Origin of the sequence: Novosphingobium sp. G106, from assembly GCF_019075875.1 — a bacterium.
Lineage (GTDB): Bacteria > Pseudomonadota > Alphaproteobacteria > Sphingomonadales > Sphingomonadaceae > Novosphingobium.
Genome location: NZ_JAHOOZ010000001.1, coordinates 1,607,179 through 1,629,120, shown reverse-complemented (window position 1 = coordinate 1,629,120; position 21,942 = coordinate 1,607,179). Strand labels below are relative to the sequence as shown.

Annotated in this window: 21 protein-coding genes; 13 read left to right on the top strand and 8 right to left on the bottom strand. The window is 66.4% G+C overall.

Translation table 11 applies throughout. The features are described from left to right. Window positions 1–18 precede the first annotated feature (18 nt). Window positions 19–993, top strand: a complete 975-nt coding sequence (gene trxB / locus KRR38_RS07750) for a thioredoxin-disulfide reductase (protein ID WP_217400288.1) — start codon at window positions 19–21, stop codon at window positions 991–993. On the opposite strand, the gene KRR38_RS07745 is transcribed toward trxB, so the two are convergent. The 4 genes from KRR38_RS07745 to KRR38_RS07730 are packed head-to-tail and all read right to left on the bottom strand — an operon-like array spanning window position 990 to window position 3,757. Beyond that, window positions 990–1,763, bottom strand: a complete 774-nt coding sequence (locus KRR38_RS07745; protein WP_217400286.1) for a hydrolase 1, exosortase A system-associated — start codon at window positions 1,761–1,763, stop codon at window positions 990–992. The genes trxB and KRR38_RS07745 overlap by 4 nt on opposite strands. Beyond that, window positions 1,760–2,434, bottom strand: coding sequence for a hypothetical protein (locus KRR38_RS07740; RefSeq protein WP_217400284.1), 675 nt, complete (start codon window positions 2,432–2,434; stop codon window positions 1,760–1,762). Before KRR38_RS07740 ends, KRR38_RS07745 begins: the two co-directional genes overlap by 4 nt. After that, window positions 2,431–2,691, bottom strand: coding sequence for an acyl carrier protein (locus KRR38_RS07735; RefSeq protein WP_217400282.1), 261 nt, complete (start codon window positions 2,689–2,691; stop codon window positions 2,431–2,433). Before KRR38_RS07735 ends, KRR38_RS07740 begins: the two co-directional genes overlap by 4 nt. 52 nt (window positions 2,692–2,743) lie before the next feature. Next, a complete protein-coding gene (locus KRR38_RS07730) occupies window positions 2,744–3,757 on the bottom strand; it encodes a GNAT family N-acetyltransferase (protein WP_309140994.1) in 1,014 nt (337 codons plus the stop codon). A gap of 36 nt (window positions 3,758–3,793) precedes the next feature. On the opposite strand from KRR38_RS07730, the gene KRR38_RS07725 reads away from it, so the two are divergent. The 12 genes from KRR38_RS07725 (at window position 3,794) to KRR38_RS07670 (ending at window position 19,716) form a co-directional block, all read left to right on the top strand. Next, entirely contained in the window at window positions 3,794–5,323 is a 1,530-nt protein-coding gene (locus KRR38_RS07725) for an acyl-CoA ligase (AMP-forming), exosortase A system-associated (protein WP_254514678.1), read from the top strand. A 173-nt stretch (window positions 5,324–5,496) separates the two neighbouring features. After that, entirely contained in the window at window positions 5,497–6,138 is a 642-nt protein-coding gene (locus tag KRR38_RS07720) for an XrtA/PEP-CTERM system exopolysaccharide export protein (RefSeq protein ID WP_217400276.1), read from the top strand. Window positions 6,139–6,160: 22 nt separating this feature from the next. Further along, a complete protein-coding gene (locus KRR38_RS07715; RefSeq protein ID WP_217400274.1) occupies window positions 6,161–7,684 on the top strand; it encodes an XrtA system polysaccharide chain length determinant in 1,524 nt (507 codons plus the stop codon). Between the two features lie 10 nt (window positions 7,685–7,694). After that, the gene (locus tag KRR38_RS07710) at window positions 7,695–8,780 is read left to right on the top strand and encodes a capsular biosynthesis protein (protein ID WP_217400272.1); all 1,086 of its coding nucleotides are present in this window, start codon (window positions 7,695–7,697) and stop codon (window positions 8,778–8,780) included. 2 nt (window positions 8,781–8,782) lie between these two features. Next, window positions 8,783–10,534 (top strand): preprotein translocase subunit YajC, encoded by a 1,752-nt coding sequence (locus KRR38_RS07705; RefSeq protein WP_217400270.1) that lies wholly within the window; start codon window positions 8,783–8,785, stop codon window positions 10,532–10,534. 22 nt (window positions 10,535–10,556) lie between these two features. Further along, window positions 10,557–11,681, top strand: coding sequence for an XrtA/PEP-CTERM system-associated ATPase (locus tag KRR38_RS07700; protein WP_217400268.1), 1,125 nt, complete (start codon window positions 10,557–10,559; stop codon window positions 11,679–11,681). Then, window positions 11,659–12,576, top strand: a complete 918-nt coding sequence (locus tag KRR38_RS07695) for an XrtA system polysaccharide deacetylase (protein ID WP_217400266.1) — start codon at window positions 11,659–11,661, stop codon at window positions 12,574–12,576. The genes KRR38_RS07700 and KRR38_RS07695 overlap by 23 nt, the downstream gene beginning before the upstream one ends. Continuing rightward, window positions 12,573–13,649, top strand: a complete 1,077-nt coding sequence (locus KRR38_RS07690; protein WP_217400264.1) for a FemAB family XrtA/PEP-CTERM system-associated protein — start codon at window positions 12,573–12,575, stop codon at window positions 13,647–13,649. Before KRR38_RS07695 ends, KRR38_RS07690 begins: the two co-directional genes overlap by 4 nt. A gap of 18 nt (window positions 13,650–13,667) precedes the next feature. Next, window positions 13,668–14,879, top strand: coding sequence for a TIGR03087 family PEP-CTERM/XrtA system glycosyltransferase (locus KRR38_RS07685; RefSeq protein ID WP_309140992.1), 1,212 nt, complete (start codon window positions 13,668–13,670; stop codon window positions 14,877–14,879). Continuing rightward, entirely contained in the window at window positions 14,869–16,431 is a 1,563-nt protein-coding gene (xrtA, locus tag KRR38_RS07680) for an exosortase A (protein WP_217400262.1), read from the top strand. Before KRR38_RS07685 ends, xrtA begins: the two co-directional genes overlap by 11 nt. Before the next feature lie 11 nt (window positions 16,432–16,442). After that, window positions 16,443–18,341, top strand: coding sequence for an XrtA/PEP-CTERM system amidotransferase (locus tag KRR38_RS07675; protein ID WP_217400260.1), 1,899 nt, complete (start codon window positions 16,443–16,445; stop codon window positions 18,339–18,341). A gap of 463 nt (window positions 18,342–18,804) precedes the next feature. Next, window positions 18,805–19,716, top strand: coding sequence for a crotonase/enoyl-CoA hydratase family protein (locus tag KRR38_RS07670; RefSeq protein ID WP_309140991.1), 912 nt, complete (start codon window positions 18,805–18,807; stop codon window positions 19,714–19,716). On the opposite strand, the gene KRR38_RS07665 is transcribed toward KRR38_RS07670, so the two are convergent. From KRR38_RS07665 to KRR38_RS07650, 4 genes are read right to left on the bottom strand one after another with little or no spacing between them, the layout of a single operon-like run. Further along, window positions 19,713–20,009 (bottom strand): hypothetical protein, encoded by a 297-nt coding sequence (locus KRR38_RS07665; protein ID WP_217400256.1) that lies wholly within the window; start codon window positions 20,007–20,009, stop codon window positions 19,713–19,715. The two genes, KRR38_RS07670 and KRR38_RS07665, sit on opposite strands and share 4 nt — an antisense overlap. Further along, window positions 20,006–20,326: a YbjQ family protein gene (locus KRR38_RS07660; RefSeq protein ID WP_217400255.1), complete on the bottom strand. Its 321-nt coding sequence runs from the start codon at window positions 20,324–20,326 to the stop codon at window positions 20,006–20,008. The genes KRR38_RS07665 and KRR38_RS07660 overlap by 4 nt, the downstream gene beginning before the upstream one ends. 24 nt (window positions 20,327–20,350) lie before the next feature. Next, entirely contained in the window at window positions 20,351–21,475 is a 1,125-nt protein-coding gene (gene zapE / locus KRR38_RS07655; RefSeq protein ID WP_217400253.1) for a cell division protein ZapE, read from the bottom strand. Beyond that, complete coding sequence (locus KRR38_RS07650) at window positions 21,472–21,939, bottom strand: PaaI family thioesterase (protein WP_309140990.1); 468 nt, start codon at window positions 21,937–21,939, stop codon at window positions 21,472–21,474. Before KRR38_RS07650 ends, zapE begins: the two co-directional genes overlap by 4 nt. Window positions 21,940–21,942 lie beyond the last annotated feature (3 nt).

Here is a 21,942-nt window from a genome sequence, read left to right as displayed (position 1 = left end):
CGCAGGTCGGAGGAATTCATGACCGTTCACACCACCCGCATGCTCATCATCGGCTCCGGACCCGCCGGTCTGACGGCGGCGATCTATGGCGCTCGCGCCGGGATGCAGCCGATCGTCGTGCAGGGCCTTCAGCCCGGCGGGCAGCTGACCATCACCACCGACGTCGAGAATTATCCGGGCTTCCGTGACGTCATCCAGGGTCCCTGGCTGATGCAGGAGATGCAGGCCCAGGCTGAGCATGTCGGCACGCGGATGCTATGGGACACGATCACCTCGGTCGACCTCTCCAGCCATCCGTTCCGCGCCTTCGGCGACAGCGGCGACGTCTACGAGGGAGATACAGTGGTGATCGCCACTGGGGCCCAGGCCAAGTGGCTCGGCGTGCCGGGCGAGCAGGAACTGGGCGGCAAGGGCGTTTCGGCCTGCGCGACCTGCGACGGGTTCTTCTACCGTGGCAAGAAGGTCGTGGTGATCGGTGGCGGCAATACCGCGGTCGAGGAGGCGCTGTACCTGACCAACCATAGCCAGGACGTCACCCTGATCCACCGCCGCAACACGTTGCGCGCCGAGAAGATCCTGCAGGACCGGCTCGAGGCCAACCCGCATGTTTCAACGCTCTGGCACAAGAAGGTCGAGCGCTTCCTGCATGACGAGGCGACAGGTGCGTTGCGTGCACTGCTGCTGACCGACATGATTACCGGGGAGCAGAGCGAATTCGATGCTCAGGGCGCCTTCGTCGCGATCGGTCATGCCCCGGCGACCGAGCTGTTCAAGGGCCAGCTCCAGCTCGATGACAGCGGCTACATCGTCGTCGAGCCGGGCACGCCCAAGACTGCGATCCCGGGCGTCTTCGCCTGCGGTGACGTCATGGACCACACCTACCGCCAGGCGGTGACCGCCGCCGGCACGGGCTGCATGGCCGCGCTCGATGCCGAGCGCTTCCTTGCCGAGCGCGAGTTCGAAGCGGTCAAGTTGGCCGCTGCGGCGGGCTAGGCGCGCAGCATTTCGATCAGGTGATCGGCGAGCCAGTCGCGCGCCGAGGTTTCGACATAACTGTGCGTCGCCTCGCGGCAGCGGCGGATGCGCGTGTCGGCCTTGTCCCAGGCGGCGATGAAGGCCTGCGCCGTGCGGTCGCGTTCGGCGACGAGGAAGCGGATCGGGCCGGCGAAACCGGCAATACCGGCGGCCATGTCCTGCGCCAAGGTGCTCGGCGGTGGCGGTTTGCGCAGCGCGTCGCGCAGACTCGCGATCAGCTTGCCCGGCGAGACCTTGCCCGTCAGCAACCGCAGTAGGGCCGCAGGATCGCTGACCCGGCGCTTGTAGTGATCACGGATCGCCTCGGGCGGGGGCGGGGCATCGTCGCTCTCGATCGTCCAGGGGTTGGACAGAGCCAGAGCGTCGAGCTCCGCTCCCTTAGCGAGCATCAGCGCGCTCGCGCCGTCGCAATTGCCGAAGCCTACTACGCGCGTCAGGCCCGGTTGCTCGGCGCGAAATGCGGCCAGGGCCGCGGCGATGTCGGGCGCGTTGCTACGAAAACCCCCGTTGACGCCCTCGCTGTCACCAACGCCGCGCCGGTCGAAGCGGAACACCGGATGGCCTGCTTCCGCAATCCGCGCGGCGAGCAGCGCTTGTCCCGCCCAGGCGCCCGAGCGCAATTCGTTGCCGCCGCTGACCAGCAACAGGCCTGTGGAGCCATCGGCGCTGTCGAGCGTGCCGACCAGCGTCGCACCTTCGCAGGCGAAGCTGACATGTCGCCGGCTCATACCTTGATCCCGATCGCGAGCGCGGCCGCCAGCGCATCGGCTTGCTGCCGGTCCTCGTCGGGCTCGGCGCGCAGCCAGAGTCCGCCGCCGCCGATTGTGTCCTGGGCGATCTCGGAGGCGCCGACCGGAGGTGTCAGTGCCTGGAATTCGCGCAGGAACGCCGCACCAAGCCGGAAGCCAGAGAGTTCGAGCCCTTCGGCGAGGCCGGTTTCCATCAGCCCTTCCTGACTCTCGCTGATGCCCGCTTCCCGCGCCGTCAGGATGCGCGAGCGGATCAGCTGACGCAGGATGGAGGCGGCCTTGGCGGGGGTATAGTGCCAGGTTGGCAGGTCTTCGGGGGTCAACAGGGCGCCACCGCGGACACCCATTACATGCGTTGCGCCGAAATGCGCGGCGGCTGACCTCATGGCCTCACGCCAACGCGCCGGCGTCTGGGTTTCGAGCGGCTCGAGGCTTTCGTTGCAGCCCGGAAGGTCGGGGAAAAAGCTGTCGATCCCGGCGCCATCGAGCCGGCGCATCACCTCTACGGTGAAGCGCCGCATGCGGTTGGCCTCGTCGAACAGCGCGGGCACGATCAGCAGCCGCTTGTCGCGGCCCTGGTCGAAGGTAAGGGCATATTCCTCGGCGCTGCCGCCGTCAGGCAAAGGGCAGGGCCAGAGAACGGGCGTCACGCCGTGGCGCGCTTGGCCTCGGCGAAAGCGAGCAGCGAGCCGTAGCTTTCCAGCAATTCGCCGTCGATCTCGTCGTCCTCGATCACGATATCGAGGCGGTCTTCCATTTCGGTCAGCAGGCCGGCGACGGCCATGGAATCGAGTTCGGGAAGATGGCCGAACAGACCGGTGTCTGCGTCAAAGCCCTCGGCCTGGCCTGCCTTGAGGCCCAGGACGTCGGTGAGGATACGGCGCAGAAGCTGGTCGGTATCGGTCATGGGCCTCTCTCGGCCCAGATCCGGGCACAGGATGGGTGAAAGTGCCGGGCCTCTAACCATGGTTACCGCCAGCCGCAAGGCGCTTGAGCGCGCGCTTGGCGAGAAAAGGCCAGTTCCCGGGCGCTTCGGGGCGCAGCATCTCGAGTCGGTAGCGCGGGCGGACCTCTTCCATCCAGTCGCGCTTGTAGCCGTCGTTGCCCGTGCCGAAGTCGACGAGCGTGACCTTGTCTTCATCGATGACCTGGCGGAACAGCGCGGCACTAAGCACCGTGCCGGGCGAAAGCGGCTTGGCTTCCTCGCGGTGCGCCAGTTTGTGGATGAAGGCCGTGCCGCGTTCGACGGTCCACATCTGCGCGGCCACCGCGCGGCCTTCGGCATGGGCTACGCCGAGACGCAGCCGTCCTGCTTCGCCTTCCGCCCGGGCGAAAGCGCGCAGGAAGTCGGGAGAGCCTTCGGATGGTTTCCAGCTTTCGGCGTAGATATCCTCATAGTCTGCCCATACTTCGTCATCGAAATGATTGAGAATGCGTGTTTCGACCTTGCTGGTCTTGCGCTTCAGCGTGGTGCGCAGGGGGCCGGGGCGGCCTGCCAAGTATTCGTCGTAGCTGCGGCCCGCGAGGTGGAGAACGTGGTTCGTGTCGCAAGCTTCGCGCAGCGCGACCCAACCGGCCTTGCGGAACGCGGCTTCGGTGAGGTCGGCGCTGCCGTCTTCCTGCGGTAAGCCCGACAGTGTCACGCGGGGCGCCCGCCGGGCGAGATCGCGGGCAAGGGCAGTCAGAAGCCCGGCGACATCGGAACCGGGCGATGAAACCGGCCGCAGGCGGAAGCTATACCAGTTGGCGAGCCCCGAGAGCTGACCGCCGGCGCGCTGCAAGGGCAGCACGGCGGCGGCATCGCCGTCGCGTGCCACGGCGAGCAGCGGCTCTAGCCCGCAATGATCGGCGAGCCCTTGCCACCATGCGAGGCGGTCGAAAGGGGCATGCTGCATCTCTGGGGAAAGCAGGGCCGCGAGCGTCGCGTCCGATTGCACTTCCTTAAGATCGGCGTGATATTCGATGGCGATCACCCGCCTTTTCCCCCACACTTGGAGTGTTCAGCAGCCTTGCGCGCGGAACCCGAAACCACGACCCGGTCGCTCGACCACCTCGCGCTTCGGGGAGCCGACGAGGCCCCCGCGCTCGTGCTGCGCGGAGAGACGCTTAGCTACAAGGCCTTAAGATCGCGTGTCTCCCTCCTGGCGGGCTGGCTGAGCCAGCGCGTGCCAGAGAAGGGCGCACGGGTCGCGACCTGGGCGGCCAAGGGTGAACTGACCTGCCTGATGCCGCTCGCCGCAGCGCGGGCGGGCCTCGTCCACGTGCCGATCAATCCGCTGCTCAAGCATGCGCAGGTCGCGCATATTCTCGGCGACAGCGGTTCGCTGATGATCATCGGTACGCCGGCTCGGCTTTCCAGCCTGGAACAAGGAGATGTGCCCGATAGCTGTGAAGTAGTCTTGGAAGCCGATGCGCTTTCCGAAGCCGGATCGCTGGGCTGTGAACTGACGCGGTCGGAAGCGCACCCCGGCGATCTCGCCGCGATCCTCTACACCAGCGGTTCGACCGGGCGGCCCAAGGGGGTGATGCTCAGCCATGCGAACATGTGGCTCGGCGCGGAAAGCGTCGCCAGCTATCTGGAACTGACACATGACGACCGCACGCTTGCGGTTCTGCCTTTGTCGTTCGACTATGGCCAGAACCAGCTGCTTTCGAGCTGGTACGCCGGCGCGAGCCTAGTTCCGCTCGACTACCTTACGCCACGCGACGTCATCAAGGCGGTCGAACGCCATGGCATAACTACGCTCGCAGCGGTGCCGCCGCTTTGGGTCCAGCTTTCCGAACTAGACTGGCCCGACGAAACGCGCGCGATGCTCCGCCGGCTGACCAACAGTGGGGGCGCGCTGACGCCCGATCTCGTGCGCCGGCTGCGCGCGCTGTTCCCGCAGGCGCGGCTATTTGCGATGTACGGTTTGACCGAGGCTTTCCGTTCGACCTTCCTCGATCCCGTGCTGGTCGACACGCATCCAACTTCGATGGGTAAAGCCATCCCTCACGCCGAAATCCTCGTTATCAATGATTTGGGAGAGGTTTCTGCGGACGAAGAAGAAGGCGAGCTGGTCCATTGCGGACCGCTGGTCGCGCAGGGTTACTGGCAGGATGCCGGGCGCACCGCCGAGCGTTACAAGCCAGCGCCAGCCGCCTCGCGCTACGGCGGCATGGCCGTCTGGTCGGGCGATCGGGTGCGGCGTGACGCCGAGGGCCTGCTCTATTTCGTCGGGCGCCGCGACGCGATGATCAAGAGCGCGGGCAATCGCATCAGCCCGCAGGAGATCGAGGAAGCGGCGCTCGCGACTGGGCTGGTGGCCGAAGCCGTGGCGCTCGGCTTGCCTGACGAAAGGCTTGGCCAGACTGTCCATCTGGTGGTTCGCGCGCTTCCCGGAAGCTCGGACGCGGAAACAGAACTGCCGCGCAAGCTCATGCAGGAGCTACCGAACTTCATGCAGCCCAAGCAGATCCATTGGCGCGATGCCATGCCCATCGGACCTAACGGCAAGATCGATCGGACGGGTCTTCAGGCGGAACTCGCGGTACAGTAACGCCAAGTCCTGAAATGGGACGGCGGCATCGGACTGTCCCGTTCCGACGCGAATAGCTGCCAAGCCTAACGCTATATTTACCCTTTTTCCCGATAGCTGCGTCTGAAATCGCCTGATTTGTGCGTGGGATAGCTCGATCCTGCGCGCGGTCCGGTGCTGTTGAGGATGTACCGATGTCCCGCGACCGCTTTGTCCGGCTCCTTGCCGGGAGCGCCATTGCCAGCCTTCTGCTGACGGGCTGCGCCAGCACGTCGAAGCCCGAGTTGCCGTCCGCTTCCTTCGTGGCGATGCAGGAGGGCCCGGGCGAGGAATATGTCATCGGCCCGCTCGACGAGCTGACCGTGTTCATTTGGCGCAACCCCGAGCTCGGCGCCAATGTCCAGGTGCGCCCGGACGGCCGCATCACCACGCCGCTGATCACCGACATGCCGGCCGTGGGCAAGACGCCCTCGATGCTGGCCGAGGATATCAAGCTCCAGCTGTCGCAGTACATTCAGGATCCGCTGGTCTCGGTGATCGTCAACAAGTTCGCCGGCACCTTCAGCCAGCAGGTCCGCATCGTCGGCGCGACCGAGAAGCCGGCCTCGCTGCCCTATCGCGCCAACATGACGCTGCTCGATGCGATGATCGCCGTCGGCGGCCTGTCCGAATTCGCTTCGGGCAACCGCGCCAAGCTCGTCCGCTTCGACAAGACTAGCGGCCAGCAGAAGGAATTCGCGGTCAAGCTCGGCGACCTTCTCAAGAAGGGCGATACCCGCGCCAACGTGATGCTGATGCCGGGCGATGTGATCATCATCCCCGAGAGCATGTTCTGAGGGCGGGAGGCGGATCGCTGCGATGAACGGGCTCTACGACGAAATCCTCTCCGCGCTGCACGGCGTCTGGAACCGGCGCTGGCTGGCCTTGGGCGTGGCCTGGGTCGTGTGCCTGCTCGGCTGGCTGGTCGTGGCGATGGTGCCCAACACCTACGAATCGAAGGCCCGCATCTTCATCCAGCTCGATGACGCCTTGGCCGAGCAGATCGGCATCGGCGTGGCCGACCGCAAGCGCGACATCGAACGCATCCGCCAGACGCTGACCAGCGCGGTCAACCTCGAGAAGGTGGTCCGCTCGACCCGGCTCGGCGATTCGGTGAATTCTCCGAAGGAAATGGAAGCCGCGGTGCTCAAGCTCGGCAAGAGCATCAAGATGGTGAGCACCGAAGAGAACATCTTTGAGATCACCGCGGAAGCCCACGAAAGCTCGCTCTCCGAGGCGCAGAACGCCAAGCTGGCCCAGGAAATCGCGCAGAAGATGATCGACCTCTTCCGCGAGGAGAACCTCTCGGGCGGTCGCGGCGAGGTCACCGAGACTCTGACTTTCGTCAACGGCCAGCTCGCCCAGCGCGAGAAGGAACTCGAAGCGGCCGAACAGCGCCGCCAGGTGTTCGAGGCGAAGAACCCCGACATGGTCGCGGGCGGTGTCGGCGGCGTCCAGCGGCTCGAGGCCGCGCGCACCGAGCTGCGCGGGATCGACGCCGATCTCGCCGGGGCACAGAGCGCGCTCGCTGCGATCAACGGCCAGCTTGCCGGCACGCCGGCGACGCTGCCGGGCGCGCCCGGTACGGGCGGCCCGAAGAACGCACTGGCCCTGGCCCAGACCGACCTTGCCAATATGCGCGCGCGCGGCCTGACCGACAATCATCCCGACGTCATAAACGTCAAGAACCAGATCGCGGCGCTGCGCACGGCGGCGCAGGGCGACAACGGCAATCTCGGCGGGGTACCCAATCCCGCCTACAGCTCGCTCCAGTCGATCAAGGCCGACCGCGAGGCCAGCGTACAGTCGCTCCAGGCGCGCCGCACGATGACGCAGACCGAAGTGGCCAATCTGACCTCGCGCCAGATCAACGATCCCGAGGTTGCCGCCGAGGCGCAGCGGATCGGCCGCGACTATGACGTGCTTCGTGCACAGTACGACAAGCTTCTGCAGGACCGCGAGGAACTGCGCCTGCGCGGCGAAGTGAAGACCGAACGCGAGGCGGTGAAGTTCGAAGTGGTCGATCCGCCGACGACGCCGCGCGCACCCATCGCGCCGAACCGCCCGGTACTGCTGCTCGGCGTGCTCATCGTCGGCCTCGGCGCCGGTGTCGGCGCGGCCTTCGCGCTCGGCCAGCTGCGCGGCTCGTTCTCGACCACGACTAAGCTCGAGAAGGCGATCGGTCTGCCGGTGCTGGGCGCGATCTCTCGCACACTGACCGAAGCGGCCCAGGCGGCGCGTCAGCGTCAGCTGAAGCTGTTTTTCGCAGGCGCGGGTGCGCTCGGCGGGGTCTTCGTCCTGCTGATGGCGGTCGAGTTCATCCAGCGCAGCATGGTGGCCTGAGGGGAGTGGCATGACCGACCAGACCAAGATCCCCCTGCCGCAGGACGGCGAACAGCCGGTCGAAGTTCCGGGCGCCTCGCTGATCGAGCGCGCCGTCGAAAGCTTCGGCTGGGGCAAGCTTTCGCCACCGCCGCTGGATATCAAGCCGATCGTGCGTCCCGAACCTGTGCGGTATCAGTCGGAACCCGCGCCTGAAATCGTAGAGCCTGAACCAGATTTTATGCCGGCCGCAATCGAGCCCGATCCCGTCGTTGTCGAGCTCGAGCCCGAAGTCATCGAGCCGGAGCCCGTTGCCATTGCGCCGGAACCGGTCGCAGAAATCGTTCCCGCTCCGGCCGCTGAGCCGTCGCCGATCGCTGCCGGCGGTCCGCACCGGGTCGATCGCGAGCATCTGCGGCGCCAGGGCTTCATCGTGCCCGAAGGCAATGTCACTGCGACGCTCGAGGAGTTCCGCATCGTCAAGCGGCAGCTGCTGCTCAACGCCGCCGAGCTCAAGCGCCAGGGCGGTGACGCGAAGGCCCAACGCGTGCTGATCTGCTCGCCGCATCCGGGCGAGGGAAAGACCTACTGCGCGGTCAATCTCGCGCTGTCGATCGCGGCCGAGAAGGAAAGCGAAGTCCTGCTGGTCGATGCCGATTTCGCCAAGCCCTCGGTGCTGAGCGCGCTCGGCCTGCCGGGCGGTCGCGGGCTGATGGACGCGCTGGCCGATCCTTCGCTCGACGTCACCGAACTCGTCCTCGCTACCGACGTGCCGGGCCTCAAGGTCCTGCCTGCCGGCGATGCCACCACATCGGACAGTGAATACCTGAGCTCTTCGCGTACAGCGACCGTGCTCGACCGCCTGACCCAGGGCGCGCCGAACCGCATCGTGATCTTCGATTCGCCCCCCGCGCTGGCAGCATCGCCGGCTGCGGAACTTGCTCAGTATGTCGGCCAGGCGCTCGTCATCTGCCGCGCCGACCGCACCGGTCAGCAGTCGCTCGAGGATGCGATCTCGCTGCTGTCAGGCTGTCCCAACATCCAGCTGCTGCTGAACGCGGCCAACTTCAGCCCGAGTGGCCGCCGCTTCGGCGCCTACTACGGCTACGGAGCATGACCATGACGTCGCGCCTTCCCTGGAAACTGGCCGTGCTGGCCTCGGTCGGAGCCTGTGCGCTGCCGCTGGTCGCGGCGGCGCAGTCGATCCCCTATGGCAACGTCGGAAGCGGCAGTAGTGGCAGCAGCAGCGCCGGTTCGAGCGACGACGCCGACGCGCCGACCGCGTCCGGCAAGGACGGCGCCGGCACACGTCACGGCCACGGCGGGAAAGGTTCAGGCAGCTATGGCGTCAAGGTGACGCCCTATATCGAGGCGGCGCAGATCATCTCGGCGCGCCTTTCCCCTGGCGACGATACCTTGACCTACTCCGTTCTTGCCGCGGGCGTCGATGCCTCGGTCGCGGGCCGGAACAACGGCGCCAGCGTCTCGCTGCGCTACGAGCACCGCTTCGGCTGGGGCAGGGCCGAGGATGGCGACATCTACAGCGGCATCGCCAACGGCTATGCGACCGTCGTGCCCGGCGTGACCGTGCATGCCGGCGGCCTCGCCGCCCGCTCCAGTGTCGAGCCGGACGGTTCCGCAGTGCTATCGCCATTCAGCCAGGGCGACAGCGTCACGCAGATCTACTCGGTCTATGCCGGGCCTTCGGTCAGCACCCATGCAGGTGATGTCGCGATCAACGCCAATTACCGTATCGGCTACACCAAGGTGGAATCGCCCGATGCGCTGACGGTGGTGCCCGGCCAGTCGCCGGTCGACGTGTTCGACGACAGCGTGGTCCAGCTCGCCGACGTGCATGCCGGTGTCAGTGCCGGGCAGATCCTGCCCGTCGGGCTCGGCGCCGGTGCCAAGTACTACCGCGAGGACATCTCCAATCTGGACCAGCGCGCCGAGGACTTCTCGGCCCGCGCCGACGTGACCGTGCCGGTGACCAACACCTTCGCCGTCGTCGGGGGCGTCGGATACGAGAAGGTCCAGGTCTCGGGCCGTGACGCCGTGCGCGACGCTGCCGGCGTTCCGGTGGTCGGCGCCGACGGCCGCTATGTCACCGACAAGTCGGCCCCGCGCATCCTGGCCTATGACGTCAGCGGCCTCATCTGGGACGCCGGGGTAATCTGGCGGCCGAGCCGCCGCACCGCGCTCGAGGCCCACATCGGCCGCCGCTATGGCTCGACCACCTATTACGGCAGCTTGGCCTACGCCCCGTCGCCACGCAGTTCGTTCAACGTCTCGGTCTATGACAACGTCTCGGGCTTCGGCGGCCAGCTCAACCGGTCGTTGATCGGTCTGCCGACCGACTTCGAGGCTGTGCGCAATCCGCTGTCTGGCGGCGTTACCGGCTGCGTCAGCTCGCTTGAGGGCGGCAGCTGTCTGTCCGGTTCACTGGGGAATGTCCGCTCCTCCGTCTTCCGCGCGCGCGGCGTGATGGCCACCTACAACATGAACTTCGGCCGCATGCAGGCAGGTATCGGTGCGGGCTATGACCGGCGCAAGTTCATTGGTGCGCCGGGAACCGTGCTGGCCGCGTCGAGCGGCGTTATCGACGAGAACTATTGGCTTGCCGGCTTTGTCAGCCAGCGGCTCGACGCCAGCTCGGGCATTCGCGCCGACGTTTTCGCCAATTGGCTCCAGAGCGGATCGAGCTTCGCTGGCGACGAGACCGCGATCGGCGCAACCGCATCTTACTATCGCGACCTGACGCGTCATCTGACGGCGAGTGCCGCAGTGGGCATCAACGGGATCGATCGCGAGGCACCGCTGACCGACGAATGGATCGCTTCGGCGCTGTTCGGCATCCGTTACAGTTTCTGAGCCTGCGGGAAGGAACCAGGCAATGTACGACGAATTCTATGGGCTCACCGGAAGGCCTTTCCAGCTTACGCCCGATCCGGCGTTCTATTTCGAAAGCCTGACGCACCGGAAGGCGCTGTCCTACCTGTCCTATGGTCTCGCCCAGAGCGAGGGCTTCGTCGTCATCACCGGCGAGGTCGGCGCGGGCAAGTCGACGCTGGTCGCCTACCTGATGGCGACGATCGATCCGGTGCGGCTCACCGCGGCGCAGATCGTTACTTCGAAGCTCGACAGCGAGGAACTGATCCATGTCGTCGCCCAGTCCTTCGGCCTGCGCGTGCAGGGGCACGACAAGGCCGCGGCGCTCGGCGCGATCGAGGGTTTCTTGCACGACGAGGCTCGGGCCGGTCGCCGCTGCCTGCTGATCGTCGACGAATCGCAGAACCTGTCGATCGGGGCGCTCGAAGAGCTGCGCATGCTGTCGAACTTCCAGCTTGGCTCGCACCCGCTGCTGCAGACCTTGCTGCTCGGCCAGCCCGAGTTCCGCGGCACGCTGCTAGAACATCCCGAGCTCGAACAGCTGCGCCAGCGCGTGATCGCGACGCATCACCTCGAGGCCATGGAGGCCAACGAGGTCCAGGCCTATATCGAACACCGCATGAAGCGCGTCGGCTGGGAGGGCAATCCGAGCTTCGACCAGCGCGTTTTCGCCGAGATCTATACCGCGACCGGCGGCGTGCCGCGGCGGATCAACCAGATCGTCAACCGGCTGCTGATGCTCGGCGCGGTCGACCGGCGCAGCCGGATCGACGGGGCCATGCTGCAGCAGGTTCTCGCCGAGCTTGGCCAGGACGGTGCGCCCGCGCGCGTGTCGGTGCCCGCTCCGGCTCCCGTCGCCGCTACGGCTGCGGCTGTGCCGGGCGTTGCTGGCGCCGAGCTCGAAAAAGCCCTGGCGCAGCGCGACGCGCAGATTGCCGAGCTGCAGCACGCGATCATCGAACTCGCCAACAATGCCGAGCCGAGCAATCGCGGCGAGATCGCCATTTTGCAGGACCGCGTCTCGACGCTCGAAGGCCAGCTCCTCGAGCAGGAGAGCGCCGTCCGCCACACGCTGACCATGCTGATCGAGTGGATCGAGACGGAGAATGGCGCTCGCGCCGCCGCCTGATCCTTTTCGGGAGAACCGAGCCGTGAATCCCGTGCGTCCCATCAACGGCCTTTCGGTCGACGTCGAGGACTGGTTCCAGGTCGGCGCCTTCGAGCGGGTGATCGACCGCGGCAGCTGGGATACGCTGTCGATGCGGGTCGAGCGCAATTGCGAGATGATCCTCGATATGTTCGCCGAAGCCGAGGTGCTGGCGACTTTCTTCACGCTCGGCTGGGTGGCGAAGCGCTATCCTGCGCTGATGCGTCGGATCGCCGATGCCGGGCACGAGATGGCCAGCCACGGCTGGGACCACGCCCGTGTCTTCCAGATGGACCGCGACAGCTTCAGGATCGACCTGGAGATGAGCCGCAAGACGATCGAGGATACCTCGGGCGCCAAGGTCAGCGGCTATCGCGCGCCGAGCTTCTCTATCGACCAGCGCACGCCCTGGGCTTTCGCCGAACTGGCAGAGCAGGGCTTTACCTACAGTTCGAGCGTCGCGCCGATCGCGCATGACCATTATGGCTGGCGCGAGGCGCCGCGCTTCGCCTTCAGGCCGCTGGCCGGAGCCGACCTGATCGAGATTCCCGTGACCACCGCCGAGTTCGCCGGGCGGCGGCTCGCGGCGGGCGGGGGCGGTTTCTTCCGCGTGCTTCCCTATGCTTTCTCGCGCTGGGCCATCCGCCAGGTGAACCGCCGCGACGAGCGGCCGGCGGTGTTCTATTTCCATCCCTGGGAGATCGATCCCGGCCAGCCGCGCGTGCCCAACGCGTCGATGAAGTCGAAGCTGCGCCATTACACCAATCTTACAGCTATGGATGGCAAGCTGCGGCAATTGATCGGAGATTTCTCCTGGGGGCGAATGGACGCCCTGGCCGAGCGCGAGGCGGCGAAAGCCGTGCCGCTAGCCGCATGAACGCGCCCTTCACCCCGCCGCGCGAGCGCGTTCGCATCGTCGATCTGGCCGACGCCAACGAGGCGGTGCGGATCGATGCCTTTGTCGCTGCGCATGTCGAGGGCACGCCGTTTCATACGAGCGCTTGGCTCCAGTCCGTCGCCGCCGGAACAGGTAACGCCGCGTTGGCGCTGGTCGCCGAGCGGCATGGCGAGATTGCTGCCTATCTGCCGCTCAGCGAAATTCATTCGCCGATCTTCGGCCGTTTGCTCGCTTCGAGCGGCTTTGCCGTCGACGGTGGCCTACTGGTCGCCGAGGGCGTCGATGGCACAGCGATATTCGCTTTCGCCGAGCAACTGGCCGAGCGCCGTTCCTGCCCGGCGATCGAACTGCGCGGCGGCGTGCTGCCGCAGAAGCGCGCCGGCTGGACGCTCAAGACCGAATCGCACTGCGGTTTCGTGACGCCGCTCGCAGCCGACGACGAGGCGCAGCTGCTCGCCATCCCGCGCAAGCAGCGCGCCGAAGTGCGCAAGGGCTTGGCGAACGAGTTCGAGATCGAGATCGGCACCGCGCTACGCGACCGCGATGCCCACTATGCCGTCTATGCCGAAAGCGTGCGTAACCTCGGCACGCCGGTGTTCCCGCGCGCGCTGTTCGATGCTGTGCTCGATCGCTTCGGCGCCGATGCCGATATCCTCACCGTCCGTCACGAAGGCGACGCTGTGGCGAGCGTGCTGTCACTCTACCATCGCGGCGCGGTCATGCCCTATTGGGGAGGCGGCACCTATGCGGCGCGCGGGCTGCGCGCCAACGACCGCATGTATTTCGAGCTGATGCTCCACGCCCGCCGGTGCGGTTGCAGCCATTTCGACTTCGGCCGCTCCAAGACGAACAGCGGCGCCTACCATTTCAAGCGTAACTGGGGCTTCGAGCCCGAACCGCTGACATATGCCGCTTGGACCGCGCCCGGCGCCGCGCCGCGCAATGCCGATCCGACCAGTGCCAAGCACTCACTGCAGATCGCCATATGGCAGCGCTTGCCGCTGGCACTCGCCAACCGGCTCGGGCCGCTGATCGCCCGGGGCCTAGGATAATGGGCGAAATCCTGTTCATTGCGCATCGCCTGCCGTTCCCCCCCCGATCGCGGCGACAAAATCCGCTCGCACCATATCCTGAAGGCCCTGACGAAGCTGGCGCCGGTCCATGTCGCGACTTTCGCCGACGACGAGGCCGATTTCGCGGAGGAAGCCAGCCTGTCGGCGCTCGCGGCGTCCTATCGCCTGCGTCGCCGCTCGAAGCCGCTGGCGCTGGCCGCAGTTCAAGCCCTTGCTGCGCATCAGCCGGTCAGTCTCACCGCTTTTCATGACCGGGCACTGGCTACCTATGTCGCCGATGTCTTGGCTACCCGGCCGATCTCGGCGATCTACGTGTTCTCGGGACAGATGGGGCAATATGTCCCCAAGACCTTCACGGGCCGGCTGGTCCTTGACCTCGTCGATGTCGATTCGGCGAAATTCGAGGCCTATGCCCGCAAGCGTTCCAGCCCGATGGGTTGGGTCGAAATGCGCGAGGCGAAGCTGCTGGCCGCCGAGGAAGCGCGGCTGGCGGCGCGTGCGGCGGTGACCTTGCTGGTATCGCCCGCAGAGGCTTCGCTGTTCCGCTCGCGGCTTCCCACGGGACATTACGCCTACGTTCGCGCGCTGGGCAACGGCATCGACTGCATCGCCTACGATCCGGCAATGGTCGCGCCGGAGCCGCGCATGCTGGCCTGCTCGGGGCCGCGGCTGATCTTCACCGGGCAGATGGACTATGCCCCCAATGTTGATGCCGTGCGCCGCGTGATCGACCGCATCCTGCCCGCGATCCGTGCGGTACGGCCCGACGCGACCTTCCATGTCGTCGGCCGCAATCCGCCTGCCGAACTTCGCGCGTGGCACGGTGAGAACGGCTGCCATATCTGGGGCCGGGTCGACGACATCCGTCCCTGGCTTGCCGCGGCGACTCATGCGCTGATCCCGTTGGAGATCGCGCGCGGGGTCCAGAACAAGGTGCTCGAAGCCATGGCTATGGCGCTTCCCGTCGTGGTCAGCGGGGAGGCTGCCACCGGCATCTCCGCCTGCGATGGTGAGCATTTCGTGGTTGCCGAAAATGACGAGGCTCTGGCGCAGGCAATCCTCGCGCTGCTCGACGAGCCGGTGCGTGCCCGCGCGCTGGGGCTGGCCGCGCGCAGCTTCGTGCTCGACCACGCCAGTTGGGACGCCGCGCTGGAGCCGTTGGCCGCGATCATGGTGGGTCCACGGGGAGCGGAGCGCGATGCCGCTTGATTTAGCCGCGCGGCTACGCGCGGGCCCCGGACTCTTCGCCAGCCTGTCGGCGCCTTGGCGTCAGCCGCTCGCCTTGCTTGCCTTGGCGTGGGTGGCCAATTTCATCCTGCTTCTGCCCGACTGGATGGCCATGGCCGACCAGTGGTGGAATATCTCGACCTACAACCACATCTTGCTGGTTCCCGTGATCGTCGCCTGGCTGGTGCACGAACGCCTGCCGCAGCTCGCGCGGTTGACACCGCAGGGCTGGTGGCCCGGACTGGTCCTGGCGCTGGGAGCCGGGTTTATGTGGGTGCTCGGCGAGTTCGCCGGGCTCTCCGTCGCGCGCCAAGCCGGAGCTCTTGCGCTGCTGGCCGCTTCGGTGCTCGCACTGCTTGGCCCGCGTGTCGGCACGGCGCTAGCATTTCCCTTGGCTTACATGGCATTCCTCGTCCCGTTCGGTGACGAACTCGTGCCGTCGCTGCAGATGATCACCGCGGGTATCACCATCGCGCTCGTCCATCTGAGCGGCATTTCCGCGGTCATCGACGGGGTGTTCATCCACACGCCGGCAGGGCTCTTCGAAGTGGCCGAAGCCTGTTCGGGGGTGAAGTTCCTCATCGCGATGGCAGCGTTCGGCGTGCTGGCCGCGGGTGTCTGCTTTACCAGCTGGGGGCGGCGCGGCGCTTTCCTCGCGGTCTGCCTCGTCGTGCCGGTGCTGGCCAACGGCGTGCGTGCCTGGGCGACGGTCTTCGCCGCGCAGTTCGTGGGTGCCGACAAGGCCTCGGGCTTCGACCACCTCGTCTATGGCTGGATATTCTTCGCGGTAGTCATCGCGTTGGTCCTTGTACTGTCGTGGCGTTTCTTCGACCGGCCGCTCGATCAACCGCCGTTGGACATCGCGCGGATCGAGGCATCGCCGCTTCTCGCCCGTCTGGAAACGATGCGCATCGGCTTTGCAACGGCGCTGCTCAGCCTCGTCGTCATACTGCTTGCTGGTCAGGCCTGGGCACGCGCCGCCGATGCCTCGTCGGCACCGCTGCCGCGCGAGATCATGTTGCCGCCCGTGCCGGGATGGCACCGCGTTCCCTACGCGCCGCGGGTCAGCTGGGCGCCGCTCGCCCAGGGCGCCGATCATCGCCTGCTCGGCCGTTATGCCGACGCCCAAGGGCGCGAGGTCGACGTTTTCATCGCGGTCTATGGCTCGCAGGGTGATGGCCGGGAGGCCGGGGGCTTCGGGCAGGGCGCCTTGCCACCCGGCGGCACTTGGGCCTGGCAGTCGCCTGGCCCCGCGGTTGACGACGCTAAGACCGATCGGCTGCTCGCCGAAGGCAGCGTCGAGCGGCTGGCCTATAGCTGGTACCGAATCGGCGATCTCACCACGGGCAGCAATGCCCGGCTCAAGCTGGCGGCGATGGCCGATCGGCTGCTGCTGCGTCCGCGCCCGACGACGATGCTGATCCTCTCGGCCGAGGATCATGAGGGCAAGCCTGCCCAGCCTGCGATGGACGCCTTCCTGCGCGCGATCGGTCCCACTGACCGGTGGATGGACCGCACCGCCGGCGTCCGCTAGGTCCGGCGCCTATGTGCGGGATTGCGGGGATATTTCATCTATCGACGCCCAAGCCGGTCGATCCGGCGCGGGTCGAGCGCATGTGCGACGCGATCGCGCACCGCGGTCCCGACGGCAAGGGCGTCTGGACCGCGCCCGGCGTCGGCCTCGGCCACCGTCGGCTGTCGATCATCGACCTCGCCGGCTCGCCGCAGCCGATGGCCTCGACCGACGGCCGCGCGATGCTCGTGTTCAACGGCGAGATCTACAACTACCGCGAGCTGCGCGAGGAACTGCGCAAGGGCGGCGCGATGTTCCACACCGACGGCGACAGCGAGGTGATCCTCGCCGCCTGGCAGCGCTGGGGTGTCGATTGCCTGTCCAGGCTCCACGGCATGTTCGCTTTTGCGATCTATGATCTCGGCCAGCGCACGCTGTTCCTCGCACGAGACCGGCTGGGCGTGAAGCCGCTGTTCCTGGCGCCGTTGGCCGACGGCAGCGTGATCTTCGGCTCGGAACTGAAAGCGCTGACTGCGCACCCGCTGTTGCGGCGCGAGGCCGATCCGTTGGCGGTGGAAGACTATCTGACCTGGGGATACGTCCCGGACAGCCGGTCGATCCTCAAGGGGGTTCAGAAGCTGCCGGGGGGCCACTATCTGCTACTGCGCCACGACGCACCGATGCCGCAGTCGGTGCAGTGGTGGGACGTTTCCTTCGCCGAGCGCCGCAAGGGCAGCACCGCCGATCTCGAGGCCGAACTGCTGCACCTGCTGCGCCAGGCGGTAACCTCGCGGATGGCTGCCGACGTGCCGCTGGGGGCTTTCCTGTCCGGCGGGGTCGACAGCTCGAGCGTCGTCGCGCTGATGGCCGAATCGAGCGCCAGCCCGGTCAAGACCTGTTCGATCGGCTTCGACGTCGCGGCGCTAGACGAGACGGGCTACGCTCGCCAGATCGCTGACCGCTACCATACCGATCATCGCAGCCGCACCGTTTCGCAGAACGATTTCACCGCGATCGACGATCTGGCGGCGATGTTCGATGAGCCTTTCGCCGATGCCTCGGCGCTGCCAACCTGGCGGGTCTGCCAGTTGGCGCGCGAGAACGTCACCGTTGCACTGTCGGGCGACGGGGCCGACGAAGCGCTGGCCGGCTATCGGCGCCATGTCTTCCAGCGGAATGAGGATCGCTTGCGCGGGCTGCTGCCGTTGGGGCTGCGGCGGCCGGTCTTCGGTGCGCTCGGGGCGGCCTACCCCAAGGCCGACTGGGCGCCGCGCGCGCTGCGGGCCAAGTCGACCTTCCTGTCGCTCGCGGCGAGCAGCGAGGAGGGCTACGCTCGCTCGCTGTCGGTGACCCCGCCCGAACTGCGCGACCGCATCTATTCGCCCGATTTCCAGCGCTTGCGGGGGGACTATCGCGGGGAGCAGCCGCTTGAGGAACTCATGCGCCGAGCGCCGGCGCGTTCGGGGTTGGACCGCGCGCAATATGCCGACCTCAAGTTCTGGCTGCCCGGCGATATTCTGACCAAGGTCGATCGTGCGAGCATGGCGGTGAGCCTGGAGGCGCGCGAGCCGCTGCTTGACCATCGCCTGATCGAATTCGCTGCCAGCCTGCCCGAGCCGCTGCGCACGCAAGCTGGGCAGGGCAAGTGGCTGATGAAGCGGACGATGCGCCGCTATCTGCCCGACGACATCCTCTACCGCCCCAAGCAGGGCTTCGTCACGCCTATCGCGGAGTGGTTTCGTGGCCCGCTGGCGGCTGAAGCGAGGGCAATCGGCGAGGGCGCCGCGCTGGCCCGAACAGGCTGGTTCGAAAGCGGGGCCGTCGCCGAGATCGCCGCGGCGCATATCGCCGGCCGCGTCGATAATTCGCGCCTGCTGTGGCAGTTGCTCATGCTCGACAGATCGCTCGGGCGGCTTGGCGTCGCTGGCTGACTTTTTTGGTGGATAGGCTTTCCTGCGCGGTGCGAACGAGACGGGAACAGCATCGTCAGGACGCGTTGCGGGTTGGACTTGCCCAGGATTCCCTTAGGCGACTCGAAGTCCACAGATTGTGCCTAGTTCGAATCCAGTCATACAGGATACAGATTTTTATCAGGAAATCCGCCACTTGGCGCGCGCGCTGGCCAACTACCCATAGCCAGCAACGCTTTGTGACATAAATAACACTAGCAAGTAAAAAAATGAGTCGCGCGTGGGAGCTTTGCGGATAGTACCGTACCGAAAGGGGGCGTTCATGGTTAAAATCTCTTTGCCAAGGGACTCCCTGCTCGCGTAGATTCTGAAGTGTGCCGCGAAACATAAATGCGCTGGGCAGGTCGGGTTCGTTAGCGGGGTAGTTATGGATCGGCTTGGTGGCGATCTTGATAGGCGGGCTGAGAACAGGGGGCTGGAGGAAGTGCCGGCGATCCCCCTGCGCGACGGTGTCGAGCACCTGCTCGAAGAGTCCAATCAGCGGCTTGCAGTGCCCGAACGGCTTCTGAATCTCGACGAGCTCGACGTTCTTTACGACGAACGCAACCAGTCGCTTTGGAGCTTCATGCGCCCTAAGGACCGGCCCAGTTTTACGCCGACTTTGCTGGCGGACTTCGAACAGTGGCAGGGACTTATCAAGCAGAGCTTCGGCCCCGACCGGGTACCGCTGCGCTATCTGGTTCTCGGCAGCCGTGCGCCCGGCGTGTTCTGCTTCGGCGGCGATCTCGCCCTGTTTCATGGCCTGATCCGCGAACGGAACCGTGAAGGACTGGCAGCTTACGGCTATCGCTGCGTCGAAATTCTCAACCGCAACATGCACGCGCTCGATCTGCCACTGCTGACGATCGGCCTGGTCCAGGGGCAGGCGCTGGGCGGTGGTTTCGAAGCCTTGCTTTCGTTCGACTTCATCATTGCCGAGCGCGGGTCTACTTTCGGCCTGCCCGAGGTCACGTTCGGCCTGTTCCCCGGCATGGGCGCCCATGCGATCCTTTCGCGGAAGCTCGGCGCTGCGATGGCCGATCGCATCATCCTGTCGAACGAGACCTATACGGCCGAGGACATGTACGATCTCGGCATCGTCCACCAGATTGCGCCCGCGGGCGAAGGTGTGGCTGCTGTGCGTGAATTCATGGCCAAGTCGGATCGCCGCCACGCGGGACTGGTCAACGCGCGTCGGGCCATGCGCGCCGCGACGCCGATCGCGATGTCGGAATATTACGAGATCGTCGATCTTTGGGCCGACGCCGCGCTGCAACTGCGCGAGCAGGATCTCAAGCTGATGCAGCGGCTTGCCGGTGCCCAGGCGCGGCAGGCGCAACTCGCAAAGGCCAGCTAGCTGTCTGCTTGCGTGTAGCGGCGTTCGCCCGTCGCGGGATTGTACCAAACTTCGACCAGATCGCCGCTCTCGTCGTCGACGAAACGCTCTCCGGTGCGCTGCCAATTGCCAGAAGGAGGAGCTGTGTCGCGCGGCCGGCCATAGCGCGGCTCCAGCGCGATGCCGGCTGCGATCAGCGCTCCGAGGATCAGCAAGCCGATCCCGCCGCCGGCGTCGACGATGCATAGCGCCCCGCCGCCGGCGAGCAGCGCAAGGCCGATCGCATAACCGACGATCCGTGCGTTGCGCGTCATTCGGGCTGGAGCCGCACCGCGGTTCCGTAGGCAACCACCTCGTTCATCGCCTGGCCGATCGAGCCGGAATCGAAGCGCATCATGACCACCGCGTCGGCGCCCATCGCGCGGGCGTTGGCGACGAGCCGGTCGATCGCATGCCGGCGCGTATCTTCGACCAGGGCGGTGTATTCCTTGATTTCTCCGCCAAAGATGGTGCGCAGACCCGCGACGATGTTGCCCGTGAGGCCCCGGCTGCGAACGACGACGCCGAAGACCTGGCCGAGGCTCTCGACCGTGCGATGGCCGGCGACGTTCTCGGTAGTGGCAACGATCATGCGCGTCCTCCTGCTGTTTCGGCGTCAGTCCTCGCCGTGGCCGAGCGCCAGGTAGTCGGCGCTCTGCATTTCGTTGAGACGGCTTACCGTGCGCTCGAATTCGAAGCGGCCGCTGGCGTTGCCGCCGGTCCCCGCATCATAGAGATCTTCCGACGCGGCATCGGCTGCGACCAGCAGCTTGACCTTGTGCTCGTAGAGCGTGTCGATCAGCGTCACGAAGCGTGCAGCCTCGTTGCGCGTGTCGGGTCCCATCCGGGGAATGCCGACCAGGATCACCGTGTGATAGGCGCGGGCGATGGCGAGATAGTCGGCGGCACCGCGTGCCTCGCCGCAAAGCCGCTTGAAGCTGAACACGGCAACGCCCTTGAGGCTCTTGGGAACGTGCAGCATGCGCCCGCCGACATCGATGTCGGCCGAGGGCACATGCTCGCTGTCTTCGGGCGAATAGTCGGTCAGCCGGAAGAAGGCCTCGCGCACCTGTGCCGTTGCTTCTTCGCCCAGCGGCATGTGCCAGGTCGCCATGCCGCCCAGGCGCTGCAGCCGGTAATCGACCGGGCCGTTGAGCGTCAGCACGTCGAGCTCCTGCTCGATCAGCGCGATGAAGGGCAGGAAATGCTCGCGGTTGAGGCCGTCCTTGTAGAGCTCCGAAGGTGCGCGGTTCGAGGTGGTCACCAGGGTGACGCCGTGTTCGTGGACGAGCTGGGTGAACAGCCGGCTCATGATCATGGCATCGGCCGAATTGTTGACCACCATCTCATCGAAGGCGAGGCAGCGGAGGTCTTTCGCGATCGCGGCGGCGGCCGGGGGAATCGGATCGCCCTGTTCCTTCTTGCGCTCCTCGCGCAGCCGCGCGTGGACTTCGAGCATGAAGGCGTGGAAGTGGACGCGGCGCTTCTCGTCGATCTTCAGGCTGTCGTGGAACAGGTCCATCAGCATCGACTTGCCGCGCCCGACGCCGCCCCACATGTAGACGCCGCGCGGGCTTTCGCGCTTCTTGCCAAGCAGCTTGCCGAGCAGTCCGCCGGTTGGCGCGCGCTCGAGTTCGCGCTGCAGCTTCTCGAGCCGTTCGGCTGCGGCTTCCTGTTCGGCGTCGGGGCGCAGTTCGCCCGAGGCGATCAGCGCTTCGTAGCGGGCGAGAAGGCCGGTCATGCGGCTTTGGACGGCTTGCGGATCGTCGCGGTGAACGAGGCGACTATGTCGCCATCCTGGACCACGAGTCCGCGCAGGAAGGCCATGCGGTGCGTCTCGCGCAGCAGTTCGACGACCGAATCGAGCGGCCGCGTGGCGTCACCCGCGCCGATGAACTGCGTCGTCAGGTCGACAGTGACCGAGCGGCCGGCGTCGACGCCGCGCAGGACATACATCGCGGAGAACAGCGAAACGTCGATCAGGCTGAGCGTGATCGCGCCGTGGACACGTCCGGCCGAATTGGTGTGGAGCGGGTCGCGCGGGATCATCCGCATGCGGCAAGTGCTGTCGCCCTCCGCGCGGACGATCTGCTTGCCTAGCACGGCCTCGTTGAAGCGTGCCGCATCGGCAATGCGCCAGCGCGACCAGCCCGGATTGTCCGGATCGGGCTCGTGGACGAAATTCGTCAGCGGCGCGTTGGCCACGGC

Bases quoted from the DNA above. Each gene is read 5' to 3' on its own strand.
- KRR38_RS07695 (WP_217400266.1), top strand. From the start codon at position 11,659: ATGGCGCTCGCGCCGCCGCCTGATCCTTTTCGGGAGAACCGAGCCGTG.
- KRR38_RS07745 (WP_217400286.1), bottom strand. From the start codon at position 1,763: ATGAGCCGGCGACATGTCAGCTTCGCCTGCGAAGGTGCGACGCTGGTC.
- KRR38_RS07715 (WP_217400274.1), top strand. From the start codon at position 6,161: ATGAACGGGCTCTACGACGAAATCCTCTCCGCGCTGCACGGCGTCTGG.
- trxB (WP_217400288.1), top strand. From the start codon at position 19: ATGACCGTTCACACCACCCGCATGCTCATCATCGGCTCCGGACCCGCC.
- KRR38_RS07665 (WP_217400256.1), bottom strand. From the start codon at position 20,009: ATGACGCGCAACGCACGGATCGTCGGTTATGCGATCGGCCTTGCGCTG.
- KRR38_RS07690 (WP_217400264.1), top strand. From the start codon at position 12,573: ATGAACGCGCCCTTCACCCCGCCGCGCGAGCGCGTTCGCATCGTCGAT.
- xrtA (WP_217400262.1), top strand. From the start codon at position 14,869: ATGCCGCTTGATTTAGCCGCGCGGCTACGCGCGGGCCCCGGACTCTTC.
- KRR38_RS07710 (WP_217400272.1), top strand. From the start codon at position 7,695: ATGACCGACCAGACCAAGATCCCCCTGCCGCAGGACGGCGAACAGCCG.
- KRR38_RS07660 (WP_217400255.1), bottom strand. From the start codon at position 20,326: ATGATCGTTGCCACTACCGAGAACGTCGCCGGCCATCGCACGGTCGAG.
- KRR38_RS07675 (WP_217400260.1), top strand. From the start codon at position 16,443: ATGTGCGGGATTGCGGGGATATTTCATCTATCGACGCCCAAGCCGGTC.
- KRR38_RS07735 (WP_217400282.1), bottom strand. From the start codon at position 2,691: ATGACCGATACCGACCAGCTTCTGCGCCGTATCCTCACCGACGTCCTG.
- KRR38_RS07700 (WP_217400268.1), top strand. From the start codon at position 10,557: ATGTACGACGAATTCTATGGGCTCACCGGAAGGCCTTTCCAGCTTACG.
- zapE (WP_217400253.1), bottom strand. From the start codon at position 21,475: ATGACCGGCCTTCTCGCCCGCTACGAAGCGCTGATCGCCTCGGGCGAA.
- KRR38_RS07705 (WP_217400270.1), top strand. From the start codon at position 8,783: ATGACGTCGCGCCTTCCCTGGAAACTGGCCGTGCTGGCCTCGGTCGGA.
- KRR38_RS07720 (WP_217400276.1), top strand. From the start codon at position 5,497: ATGTCCCGCGACCGCTTTGTCCGGCTCCTTGCCGGGAGCGCCATTGCC.